Source organism: Pseudomonas aylmerensis (genome assembly GCF_001702265.1).
Lineage (GTDB): Bacteria > Pseudomonadota > Gammaproteobacteria > Pseudomonadales > Pseudomonadaceae > Aquipseudomonas > Aquipseudomonas aylmerensis.
The window spans coordinates 145639-157729 of the sequence record NZ_MAUE01000012.1 but is presented as its reverse complement, the minus strand read 5'-3'; the positions used below and the strand labels follow the sequence as shown (position 1 = coordinate 157729).

The 12091-nt window shown below is 60.7% G+C and carries 9 protein-coding genes; 6 read left to right on the top strand and 3 right to left on the bottom strand.

What is annotated here, in order from left to right:
• Nucleotides 1-131: 131 nt before the first annotated feature.
• The 3 genes from rho to BBG20_RS08965 all read left to right on the top strand — a co-directional run bounded on the left by rho (nucleotide 132) and on the right by BBG20_RS08965 (nucleotide 3982).
• A complete protein-coding gene (gene rho / locus BBG20_RS08975; RefSeq protein WP_003176825.1) occupies nucleotides 132-1391 on the top strand; it encodes a transcription termination factor Rho in 1260 nt (419 codons plus the stop codon).
• Between the two features lie 156 nt (nucleotides 1392-1547).
• A complete protein-coding gene (gene ubiD / locus BBG20_RS08970) occupies nucleotides 1548-3014 on the top strand; it encodes a 4-hydroxy-3-polyprenylbenzoate decarboxylase (protein WP_065902367.1) in 1467 nt (488 codons plus the stop codon).
• Nucleotides 3014-3982, top strand: a complete 969-nt coding sequence (locus tag BBG20_RS08965; protein WP_065902366.1) for a CDP-6-deoxy-delta-3,4-glucoseen reductase — start codon at nucleotides 3014-3016, stop codon at nucleotides 3980-3982. Before ubiD ends, BBG20_RS08965 begins: the two co-directional genes overlap by 1 nt.
• A gap of 1035 nt (nucleotides 3983-5017) precedes the next feature.
• Here the strand turns inward: BBG20_RS08965 and BBG20_RS08960 are convergent.
• On the bottom strand, nucleotides 5018-5500 hold the full coding sequence (locus tag BBG20_RS08960) for a sn-glycerol-3-phosphate transporter (protein WP_065902364.1): 483 nt from the start codon (nucleotides 5498-5500) through the stop codon (nucleotides 5018-5020).
• Between the two features lie 328 nt (nucleotides 5501-5828).
• Here BBG20_RS08960 and BBG20_RS08955 point away from each other — a divergent pair, with 328 nt between their 5' ends.
• Nucleotides 5829-8216 (top strand): TonB-dependent receptor plug domain-containing protein, encoded by a 2388-nt coding sequence (locus BBG20_RS08955; RefSeq protein ID WP_065902363.1) that lies wholly within the window; start codon nucleotides 5829-5831, stop codon nucleotides 8214-8216.
• 27 nt (nucleotides 8217-8243) lie between these two features.
• Nucleotides 8244-8897: a gamma-glutamylcyclotransferase gene (locus BBG20_RS08950; RefSeq protein WP_065902362.1), complete on the top strand. Its 654-nt coding sequence runs from the start codon at nucleotides 8244-8246 to the stop codon at nucleotides 8895-8897.
• On the opposite strand, the gene glpT is transcribed toward BBG20_RS08950, so the two are convergent.
• Nucleotides 8894-10231, bottom strand: a complete 1338-nt coding sequence (gene glpT, locus BBG20_RS08945) for a glycerol-3-phosphate transporter (RefSeq protein ID WP_065902361.1) — start codon at nucleotides 10229-10231, stop codon at nucleotides 8894-8896. The genes BBG20_RS08950 and glpT overlap by 4 nt on opposite strands.
• 290 nt (nucleotides 10232-10521) lie before the next feature.
• Nucleotides 10522-11499, bottom strand: coding sequence for an NADPH:quinone oxidoreductase family protein (locus BBG20_RS08940; protein ID WP_065902360.1), 978 nt, complete (start codon nucleotides 11497-11499; stop codon nucleotides 10522-10524).
• Nucleotides 11500-11649: 150 nt separating this feature from the next.
• Here BBG20_RS08940 and BBG20_RS08935 point away from each other — a divergent pair, with 150 nt between their 5' ends.
• Nucleotides 11650-12057, top strand: coding sequence for a flagellar basal body-associated protein FliL (locus BBG20_RS08935; protein WP_065902358.1), 408 nt, complete (start codon nucleotides 11650-11652; stop codon nucleotides 12055-12057).
• Nucleotides 12058-12091 lie beyond the last annotated feature (34 nt).

The following is a 12091-nucleotide window of genomic DNA, read 5'->3' as shown; positions in this document are numbered from 1 at the left end:
TGCCCCCTGCAAGCCGTCGCCGACGCATTCCTTTTCGATTAGTACGCGATCCTGTCGCCTTCTCTGCGGCGCGGCCTCATTAAGCCAAAAGCTTAATTTCCCCCCTCCATAAATGATTACGTCATTCCTATATGAATCTGACTGAACTCAAGCAAAAGCCGATTACCGACCTGCTCCAATTGGCCGAAGAAATGGGCATAGAAAATATGGCCCGTTCGCGCAAGCAGGACGTGATTTTCTCCCTGCTCAAGAAGCACGCGAAAAGCGGCGAGGAAATCTCCGGTGATGGCGTGCTGGAGATTCTCCAGGACGGCTTCGGCTTCCTCCGCTCTGCAGACGCCTCCTATCTCGCCGGCCCAGACGATATCTACGTCTCGCCGAGCCAGATCCGTCGCTTCAACTTGCGCACCGGTGACACCATCGTTGGCAAGATCCGCCCTCCGAAGGAAGGTGAGCGTTATTTCGCCCTGCTCAAGGTCGACACGATCAACTTCGATCGCCCCGAGAACGCGAAAAACAAGATTCTCTTCGAGAACCTGACCCCGCTGTTCCCGACCGTGCGCATGAAGATGGAAGCCGGTAACGGTTCCACCGAAGACTTGACCGGTCGTGTGATCGACCTGTGCGCCCCGATCGGCAAGGGCCAGCGTGGCCTGATCGTCGCACCGCCGAAAGCCGGCAAGACCATCATGCTGCAGAACATTGCCGCGAACATCGCGCGTAACAATCCTGAAGTTCACCTGATCGTGCTGCTGATCGATGAGCGTCCGGAAGAAGTGACCGAAATGCAGCGCACCGTGCGCGGCGAAGTGGTTGCCTCCACGTTCGATGAGCCGCCAACCCGCCACGTGCAGGTTGCCGAAATGGTGATCGAAAAGGCCAAGCGCCTGGTCGAGCACAAGAAAGACGTGGTGATCCTGCTCGACTCCATCACCCGCCTGGCCCGTGCCTACAACACCGTGATCCCGAGCTCCGGCAAGGTATTGACCGGTGGTGTCGACGCCCACGCCCTGGAGAAACCGAAGCGTTTCTTCGGCGCCGCGCGCAACATCGAGGAAGGCGGTTCGCTGACCATCATCGCCACCGCGCTGGTTGAAACCGGCTCGAAGATGGACGAAGTGATCTACGAAGAGTTCAAGGGTACCGGCAACATGGAACTGCCCCTGGACCGTCGCATCGCGGAAAAACGCGTCTTCCCGGCCATCAACATCAACCGCTCCGGCACCCGCCGCGAAGAGTTGCTGACTGCCGACGACGAACTGCAGCGCATGTGGATCCTGCGCAAGCTGCTGCACCCGATGGACGAAGTCGCCGCCATCGAGTTCCTGATCGACAAGCTGAAAACCACCAAGACCAACGACGAGTTCTTCCTGTCGATGAAGCGTAAGTAATACGACGTTTCAGGTCCGAAAAAATGGCGCCCCCAGGGGCGCCATTTTTTTTCGTGCGTTTTTTAAGCACCTTCGGCACGCAAATGCACCGCGATAAGCTGCCAGCCGCCGCCAGAGCAGGTAGGATGTACGCCTATTTTACGGGTGGCATGGTTAATGAAATTCAAGGATCTTCGGGATTTCGTGCAGCAACTTGAGCAGCGCGGAGAGTTGAAACGTATCCAGATGCCGATTTCGCCGGTGCTGGAAATGACTGAGATTTGCGACCGTACCCTGCGCAATAAGGGCCCGGCGCTGCTGTTCGAGAAGCCGACCGGTTTCGATATCCCGGTGCTCGGCAACCTGTTCGGCACTCCCGAGCGCGTAGCGTTTGGCATGGGCGCCGAGTCGGTCAGCGAACTGCGCGAGATCGGCAAGCTGCTGGCGTTCCTCAAGGAGCCTGAGCCACCCAAGGGTCTCAAGGATGCCTGGTCGAAGCTGCCGATCTTCCGCAAGATCATTGCCATGGCGCCCAAGGTGGTCAAGGACGCGGTGTGCCAGGAAGTGGTCATCGAAGGCGATGACGTCGACCTTGCCATGCTCCCCGTGCAAACCTGCTGGCCCGGCGATGTCGGCCCGCTGATCACCTGGGGCCTGACCGTCACCAAGGGCCCGAACAAGGATCGCCAGAACCTCGGCATCTATCGCCAGCAAGTGATCGGCCGCAACAAGGTGATCATGCGTTGGCTGAGCCACCGTGGCGGCGCCCTGGATTTCCGCGAGTGGTGCGAGAAGCACCCCGGCAAGCCGTTCCCGGTGTCCGTGGCCCTCGGCGCCGACCCGGCGACCATCCTCGGTGCCGTCACCCCGGTGCCGGACAGCCTTTCCGAGTACGCTTTTGCCGGCCTGTTGCGCGGTAACCGTACCGAACTGGTGAAGTGCCGCGGCAACGACCTGCAAGTGCCGGCCACCGCCGAAATCATCCTCGAAGGTGTGATTCACCCTGGCGAGATGGCGGATGAGGGCCCTTACGGCGACCATACCGGCTACTACAACGAAGTCGACAGCTTTCCGGTGTTCACCGTCGAGCGCATCACCCATCGGATCAAGCCGATCTACCACAGCACCTACACCGGCCGTCCGCCGGATGAGCCGGCAATTCTCGGCGTGGCGCTGAACGAAGTGTTCGTGCCGATCCTGCAGAAGCAATTCCCGGAGATCACCGATTTCTACCTGCCGCCCGAAGGCTGCTCGTACCGCATGGCCATCGTGACCATGAAGAAGTCGTACCCGGGCCATGCCAAGCGCGTCATGCTGGGTGTGTGGTCGTTTTTGCGACAGTTCATGTACACCAAGTTCGTTATCGTCACCGACGACGACATCAACGCCCGCGACTGGAACGACGTGATCTGGGCCATCACCACGCGCATGGACCCCAAGCGCGACACGGTGATGATCGACAACACGCCGATCGACTACCTCGACTTCGCCTCGCCGGTGTCGGGCCTGGGGTCGAAGATGGGCCTGGATGCCACGCATAAATGGCCGGGCGAAACCACCCGTGAGTGGGGTCGGGTCATCGTCAAGGATGAAGCCGTGACGGCGCGTGTCGATGCGATCTGGAAAGAATTGGGAATAGATTGATGCGTGTAACCCTGCAACCTTCCGGCGCGGTGCTGGAGCTGGTCCCCGGCGAGCGAATCCTCGAAGGCGCGCGTCGCCTGGGCTACGAGTGTCCCCAGGCGTGCCGCAATGGGGTGTGCCATGTGTGTGCCGCGTTGCTGGTTGAGGGCCGGGTGCAACAAGGCGGTGAGGTGCGTGACCACGGTGAGTTCTACACCTGCATCGCCGAGCCGCTGGAAGATTGCATCGTATTGTGGGATGGCGTGCTGGCGCCGGGAGAGTTGCCGTTGCGCAAGTTGTCGTGCCAATTGAGTGAGTGCGTGGATGTCGGTGGCGATGTGTGGCGCGTGCGCCTGCGGGCTCCGGCCGGCAAGGCCGTGCGTTACCACGCCGGGCAATACCTGATGATCGAACGGGAGAACGGTGAGAAGTCGGCGTTTTCCCTGGCGTCGGCGCCTCACGCCGGGCGCGAGCTGGAGCTGCATGTGCTGGTCCGCGAAGACAGCGCGCGCAGCCTGTTGGAGCAGCTGCAGCGCAACCAGATGGCGCGTGTCGAACTGCCGTTCGGTGACACCCACCTGGCGGAGCTGCCGGACGGGCCGCTGGTGTTGATCGCCGCCGGCACCGGCATGGCGCAGATGCACAGCCTGATCGAGCACTGCCGCGCATCCGGCTTCAAGCACCCGGTGCACCTGTATTGGGGCGTGCGTCGACCGGAAGATTTCTACCAGATCGAGCATTGGGACCAGTGGCAGCAACTGCCCAACCTGTTCCTGCACAAGGTTGTCAGCGACCTGTGCGGCTGGGAAGGGCGCTGCGGCCTGCTGCATGAAGCCGTGTGCGAAGACATTGCCGACCTCAAGGCGGTGCATGTCTACGCCAGCGGCTCACCGGCGATGATCTACGGCACCCTGGACGCGCTGGTCGACGCCGGCATGGATGCACACCAGATGCGCGCCGATGTGTTCGCCTACGCGCCTCGGCCCTGAGCCGAGCAAACATCAAATACAGCCCAAATGTGGGAGCGGGCTTGCTCGCGAAGGCGCCAGATCAGTCACCCTCTTCAGCGACTGACACACCGCTTTCGCGGGCAAGCCCGCTCCCACAGTTTGATTGCTGTTCGGGCTTGGGATTCGAGGCGCGGTACTGGCATTTGAACGGTCGGTACAACTCGGTTCCAACCTTGAAATACAACCCAAATGTGGGAGCGGGCTTGCTCGCGAAGGCGCCAGATCAGTCAGCATCTTCAGCGACTGACCCACCGCTTTCGCGAGCAAGCCCGCTCCCACAGTTTTGATTGCTGTTCGGGCTTGGGACCCGAGGCACCGGCGTTTGAGCGGTCGGTACAACTCGGTTTCAACCTTGAAATACAACCCAAATGTGGGAGCGGGCTTACTCGCGAAGGCGCCAGATCAGCCAGCATCTTCAGCAACTGACCCACCGCTTTCGCGGGCAAGCCCGCTCCCACAGTTTTGATTGCTGTTCGAGCTTGGGATTCGAGGCGCCGGCATTTTGAGCGGTCGGCACAACTCGGTTCCAACCTTGAAATACAGCCCAAATGTGGGAGCGGGCTTGCTCGCGAAGGCGCCAGATCAGCCAGCATCTTCAGCGACTGACCCACCGCTTTCGCGAGCAAGCCCGCTCCCACAGTTTTGATCGCTTTTCGGGCTTGGGACCCGAGGCGCCGGCATTTTGAGCGGTCGGCACAACTGGATTCCCACCTTGAAATACAACCCAAATGTGGGAGCGGGCTTGCTCGCGAAGGCGCCAGACCAGCCAGCATCTTCAGCAACTGACCCACCGCTTTCGCGAGCAAGCCCGCTCCCACAGTTTTGATTGCTGTTCGGGCTTGGGGTTCGAGGCACCGGCGTTTGAGCGGTCGATACAACTCGGTTCCAACCTTGAAATACAGTCCAAATGTGGGAGCTGGCTTGCCTGCGATAGCGGTGGGTCAGCGCAATATCTGCTGACTGGCATACCGCAATCGCAAGCCCGCTCCCACATTGGCTCGCACCGTGTCAGCTTCAGAAGCGCACGCCAGTCGTCACCATCGCCGCATTGAACCCCAACAGCACAAACTCTGCCGCCACCGGCCCGTAATGGGTGCCTACCGACGGAATGATCACCGGGGCCACGCCGAAACGGTTCAAGGGGATCTTGTCGCGGTATTCGCCGCGATAACCCTGGATCGCCCCGCCTGTCAGCTTCAAGTACACCGGATAGTCCGACATGTCATAGCGCTTGCCCGCGTAGGCGTAGTAGGAACGCTGGCGGAACGAATTGCGAAATGTCGCCCCGCCATACACAAAGCCTGACGCCTCATTGCGTTCCAGGCCGATCAGGTCCTGGTGGTTGTTGTGGTCCGGATCGGGCGCAAAGTGTCGGGTGTAGACACTGGTCTGCGCGTACCAGAAACCTTTGTCGTCGTTTGCCGGCGGTGTCTCTCCCGCCAGCGCAGTGGTGGCCTGGGCGAGAAACAACAGGCCAGGCAGTCGAAATGTCTTCATGGGTGCGACCTCGATAGTCGGTTTGATCGGCGGCTAGGTGGGTCGTGATGTGCGCGCTATTTTGACGGCAGGAGCATTCCCAAGGCTGAACCCGGGCTGAAAGTAACGGGATTGCCACCCTCAATCCTGACGAGTGGGGCGCCGTGCTTATGCATTCGCTTATTCTTTAAAGGTATTTAATTTGTTACATAAATATCTTTAAGCTATATCTCAACGGACTACCGATTTTTCTTCCAATGACCAACAACTGACCGCTACCGCCCGCCAGCCGGATCGATCGTACGAACTCAGGACACTGACGTTCTGAATTTTGATTTAGGGGAGCGGTATGGGGAGCTACAAGAAACACGCGTTGTACACAGCGATTTTGTCGGCCAATTTGCTGACCGCTGTGGGATTCAATCCAGTCCTGGCGGCGCAAACGCCCGCCGCCGATGCACCCAAACTCGACACCGTCATCGTTACCGGTACCCGCGCCCAGGAGCGCACGGCCAGTGCGTCGCTGTCGCCTATCGATGTGATTTCCGGCGATAGCTTGCGCAGTACCGGCTCCGATGAGCTGGGGGCAGTGTTGGCGCGGCTGATTCCGTCGATCAACTTCCCGCGCCCAAGCCTGGTAGACGGCGCCGAGCTGGTTCGCCCGGCGCAGCTGCGCGGGTTGTCGCCGGACCAGGTGCTCGTGCTGGTCAACGGCAAGCGCCGCCACACCAGCGCGTTCGTCAACCTGGGCGGGGCGGTAGGCCGTGGTTCGGCACCGGCAGACCTCAATGCGATCCCGCTGTCGGCGGTGGACCACATTGAAGTGCTGCGCGACGGTGCTTCCGCGCGCTATGGCTCCGATGCCATTGCCGGGGTGATCAACGTGATCCTCAAGCACGCCGACCATGGCGGCTCGATCTCCAGCAAGTTTGGCGAGTACAAGAAAGGCGATGGTATCCAACGCAATATCAGCGGCAACACCGGCCTGGCAGTAGGGGACAACGGTTTCATCAACCTCTCGGCCGAGGGGGCGGACAACGATTACACCAACCGCGCCGGTAAAGACTTCCGACCCGCCAGCGTAGGCTCTACCACCTACGGCCAGCAGGTGTTTCGCCAGGGTGAACCGGCCACCAATGAAGGCAAGCTGGCGTTCAACTCCGAGTATTCGTTCAACGATGGGCTGGAGTTCTACACCTTCGGTGGCTATAGCAAGCGGCGGGGCGAGACGGCGGCGTTCTATCGGGCGAGCAATGCCTCCAACAACATTCCGGCGCTCAACCCCAACGGCTACCTGCCGCTGATCAAGGGCAACCTGGAGGACACCTCGCTGGTGGTAGGCCTGCGCGGCCTGCTGGCCTATGACTGGCATTACGATTTGTCGGCCAACTATGGCAAGAACCAATACGAGCTGAGCACCGAAACCATCAACACCTCCCTGGGCCTGGCCACGCCGCGCAAGTTCGATAACGGCACGCTGAGCAACGATCAGAAACAAGTCAGCCTGGACCTGTCCCGTGAGTTCGATGTGGGCTGGCTGCCGTATCCGGTTTCGGTAGCGTTCGGCGGCGAATACCTGCACCAGGGCTACGAGATCGAGGCGGGTGAGCCGGCGTCCTACTACCAGACCGGCAGCTCCGGCCTGGGTGGATTCCGCGATGCCGATGCCGGCACCAGCTCGCGGCATAACTGGGCCCAGTACCTGGACCTGGAAACCAATTTCACCGAGAAACTCAGCGCTTCTGCGGCCGTGCGCCATGAGGACTACAGCGACTTCGGCTCCAATGTCAGCGGCTCGTTGTCGGCGCGTTATGACTTCACGCCGCAGGTGGCCTTGCGGGGCAGTGTCTCGAATGGCTTTCGCGCGCCGTCCCTGGCCCAGCAGAACTTTGCCTACACCTCGTCGCAGTTGATCGGCAGCACTATCCAGGAAGCGGGTACCTTTCCCGCCAACAGCCAGGTCGCCCGCCTGCTCGGCGCTGAAGACCTCAAGGCCGAGAAATCGCGCAACTACAGCCTCGGCCTGGTGCTGGAGCCCGCCGATGACCTGACCGTGACGCTCGATGTCTACCGCATCGACATCCGCGATCGCATCAGCCTGTCGTCAAACCTCAACCTCAACCCCGCGGCCATTGCCTACCTGCAAGCCAATGGCGTCGGCAACATCAACTACACCAGTGCCCGCTATTTCACCAATGCCACCGACACCAGCACCGACGGCGTCGACCTGGTAGCCAACTATCGCTACCAGTTCGATAACGGCATCCGCTGGAACAGCACCGTAGGTTACAACTACAACCACACCAAGGTGACGGACGTGAAGGCCAACCCGGCGATTCTCGATAGCCTGGGCGTGAACCTGCTGCGTGTGGACCGTCGCGAGCGCATAGGGTTGCTCGGCGATACCACGCCGCAGCACAAGCTGAGCCTGGGTAACGACTTCACCTTCGGAAATTGGGCGTTGCACAGCAACCTGGTGCGCTATGGTGAATTCACCAGCTACCAGGCGGACAAGGTCAACGACCAGACCTTCAAGGCCGCCTGGGTGCTGGATTTGTCAGCGGACTACAAGCTGAAGAACTGGACGTTCACCCTGGGCGGCGACAACGTCACCGATAAATACCCGGAAAAGGTCAACGCCTTCGCCAGCAGTGGTGGCAATCTCGCCTATAGCACTTTTTCGCCGTACGGTTACAGCGGCGCGTTTTATTACGGTAAAGTTGCTTACAACTGGTAACACACAGGAGGCGTACCGCTTTTCGCCATGACCGCCATTGAATCCGATCTTTTGCAATTGGCTTACCCTCCGCGGCTCGATCTGGGGCCGCAACTCACTCACGAACAGTTGTTGAGCTCGATGCAGGCCACCATGGGTCGGCACAAGGGTGGGCCGGTCTGGCTATTTGCGTATGGTTCGCTGATCTGGCGCCCTGAATGCTCGTCCACCGAGCGGGTGCGGGCACGGGTCCACGGTTATCACCGGGGCCTGTACCTGTGGTCTCACGAACATCGGGGTACGCCGGAGTTGCCGGGGCTGGTATTCGGGCTGGATCGCGGGGGTTCCTGCAGCGGATTTGCCTATCGGCTGCCGGAAGATCAGCTGGAAGCGTCGCTCTACGCCCTGTGGCGCCGCGAAATGCCCTATCCCTCGTACCGGCCACATTGGCTCAGTTGCCGTCTGGAAGATGGCAGCCAGGTGCAGGCGTTGGGGTTTGTGTTGGAGCGGCACTTGCCCAGCTACGCCGGGAACTTGCCCGACGAAGTGCTCAATCATGTGCTGGAAAGCGCTTGCGGGCGTTACGGCACGACTCGCGATTATGTCGAGCAGACCGTCAACGCCCTGCGTAGCCACGCCATGCCAGATAAAAACCTGGAGGCGCGGCTCAAGCGGTGTGCCAAGGATTGCTCAGGCGGTTAGCGCGCCGCGCTGACGCTGTTGGTGTGCCACAGCGTGGGGATCAGGAACGCGATAGCCAGCAGGCACGCGGCGATCAGCAGCACGAAACCACCGTCCCAGCCGAAATGGTCCACGGTGTAGCCCATGGCCGCACTCGCCGCCACCGAACCCCCAAGGTAACCGAACAGACCGGTGAAACCCGCAGCTGTACCGGCGGCTTTCTTCGGTGCCAGTTCCAGCGCCTGCAGGCCGATCAGCATCACCGGGCCATAGATCAGAAAGCCGATGGAGAACAGCGCGATCATGTCGATCACCGGGTTGCCTGGCGGGTTGAGCCAGTAGACCAGGGTCGCCACGGTCACCAGCGCCATGAACACGATGCCGGTCAGGCCACGGTTGCCCCGGAAGATCTTGTCCGACATCCAGCCGCACAGCAGCGTGCCCGGAATGCCCGCCCACTCATAGAAGAAGTACGCCCAGGACGACTTGTCGACCGTGAAGTGCTTGGCTTCCTTGAGGTAAGTCGGCGCCCAGTCCAGCACGCCGTAGCGCAGCAGGTAGACGAACACGTTGGCGAACGCGATGTACCACAGCATTTTGTTGCGCAGCACGTATTTGACGAAGATTTCCTTGGCGCTGAATTCGTCTTCGTGGCTGGCGTCGTAGCCTTCCGGGTAATCATTCTTGTATTGCTCGATCGGCGGCAGGCCTACCGATTGCGGGGTGTCGCGCATGGTAATGAAGGCGAAGGCCGCCACCAGCAACGCCACGGTGGCCGGGACGTAGAACGCTGCGTGCCAGTCGTTGAACCACGCCATGCCGAGCAGGAACAGCGGGCCGATCAGGCCGCCACCGACGTTGTGCGCCACGTTCCACACGGAGACCACGCCGCCGCGTTCTTTCTGCGACCACCAGTGCACCATGGTCCGCCCGCTTGGCGGCCAGCCCATGCCCTGGGCCCAACCGTTGATGAACAGCAAAATGAACATCATCGTCACGCTGGACGTGGCCCAAGGCGCGAAACCGAAAATGAACATCACCCCCGCCGACACCAGCAGGCCGAAGGGCAGGAAGTAGCGCGGGTTGGAGCGGTCGGACACCAGGCCCATGAGGAACTTGGACAGGCCGTACGCAATCGCGATGGCCGACATCGCCAGGCCCAGCTCACCTCGGGTGTAACCCTCGTCGATCAGGTAGGGCATGGCCAGCGAGAAGTTTTTGCGCAGCAGGTAGTAGCCGGCATAACCGAAGAAAATACCGGCGAAGATCTGCCAGCGCAGGCGTCGGTAAGTGCTGTCTATTTTTTCTTCAGGCAGGGGTGCCTGGTGTGCGGCAGGACGAAAGAAAGCAAACATTCAAGAGCTCCAAATTTCTTGTTTTGACTGCGGATGCGAATGTTACAGTTTCGTTACCGAAAATAGCATTGCCTCTTATCCGCAAATACAGGAAATGGGAGCAATCGCATGTTCTCTTACGAACATGTCGCTAATAGATAAGTGATGGTCGGTATCAGGTCTCGAGGCCTAAGGAGATCAACGGTGGGAGCTGGCTTGCCTGCGAGAGTGGTCTCGCAGCTGCACTTGTGTTGGCTGACCCACCGCTATCGCAGGCAAGCCAGCTTCCACCTCGGCCACATTTCAGTTGGTCAGCGGGTTTGGACCACGACTTTGCCCACCGCCCTGCGCTGCCCCAGGTCATTGATCGCCTGGGCGGCTTGCTCCAGCGGGTACACCTGCGAGACCAGCGGCTTGAGCTTGCCCTCGGCATACCAACTGAACAGTTGCTGGAAGTTCGCCGCATTGTCCTGCGGCTGGCGTTGCGCAAACGAGCCCCAGAACACCCCGACCACTGCCGCGCCCTTGAGCAGCGCCAGGTTGACCGGCAGTTCCGGGATGCGTCCGCTGGCAAAGCCCACCACCAACAGGCGGCCGTTCCAGGCGATGGCGCGGATGGCCTGGTCAAACAGCTCGCCACCCACCGGGTCGTAGATCACATCGGCGCCGTTGCCGTCGGTCAGGCGCTTGATCTCGTCCTTGAGGCTGGCTTCGCTGTAGTTGATCAACTCATCGGCGCCCGCAGCCTTGGCCACGGCCAGCTTGTCGGCGCTGCTGGCGGCGGCGATCACCCGCGCGCCCATGGCCTTGCCGATTTCCACGGCGGCCAGGCCGACGCCACCGGAGGCACCGAGGACCAGCAGGGTTTCGCCGGGTTGCAGGTTGGCGCGCTGTTTCAGCGCGTGCATCGAAGTGCCGTAGGTCATGCTGAAGGCGGCGGCGGTGTTGAAGTCCATGCTCGGCGGGATCGGCAGCACGTTATAGCCGGGCACCGCGACCTGTTCGGCAAAGCTGCCCCAGCCGGTCAGCGCCATGACCCGGTCACCGACTTTCAGGTGGCTGACCTTTTCTCCCACTTCACTGACTACGCCCGCCGCTTCGCCACCGGGCGAGAACGGGAAGGGCGGCTTGAACTGGTACTTGCCCTCGATGATCAGGGTGTCCGGGAAATTCACCCCGGCGGCATGCACGTCCAGCAGGATTTCGTTCTTCTTGATCGTAGGGCTTGCGGTCTCTTCCAGCACCAGGGTTTCGGCGGGGCCGAAGGCTTTGCACAGCACAGCTTTCATCGGACTATTCCTTTTGGCATCGTGGCCGATAAGTGTAGGAGGGTACGCCCGTGGGTCAACGAGCATGCCCCGGCCTGATAAGCCGCTATAAGCTTGTACTCAGCCTTGCTAGCGTTATGCTACCGGGCAACCGAATTTGAGGAATGAACTGTGAAAGCGTGGATCCTGTTGATGCTGGCCCTGACCTTGCCGATGGCAGCACAGGCCGAAGAAGCCAAAGAAGGCGAGGCGCCGAAGGTCAGCTATATCAGCCTGAGCCCGCCGTTCGTGGGCAACTACGGCCTGGACGGCACGGCGAAACTCAAGGTATTCAAGGCCGACATCGCCCTGCGCGTCACTGGCCCCGAGGCTGCCGCAGCGGTCAAAGCCAACGATGCGTTGATCCGCAACCAGTTGGTAGCGCTGTTCACCCAGCAGACCAGCGAGACCATGAGCACCATTGAAGGCAAGGAAAAGCTGCGCCAGGAAGCGCTCAAGCAGACCCAGCAAGTGATGAACGACGAGACGGGCAAACCGGTGGTGGAAGACCTGTTGTTCAACAACCTGATCATCCAGTAACGCGGCAGAACAGGCTTGTCGTGGCGAGCGGGCT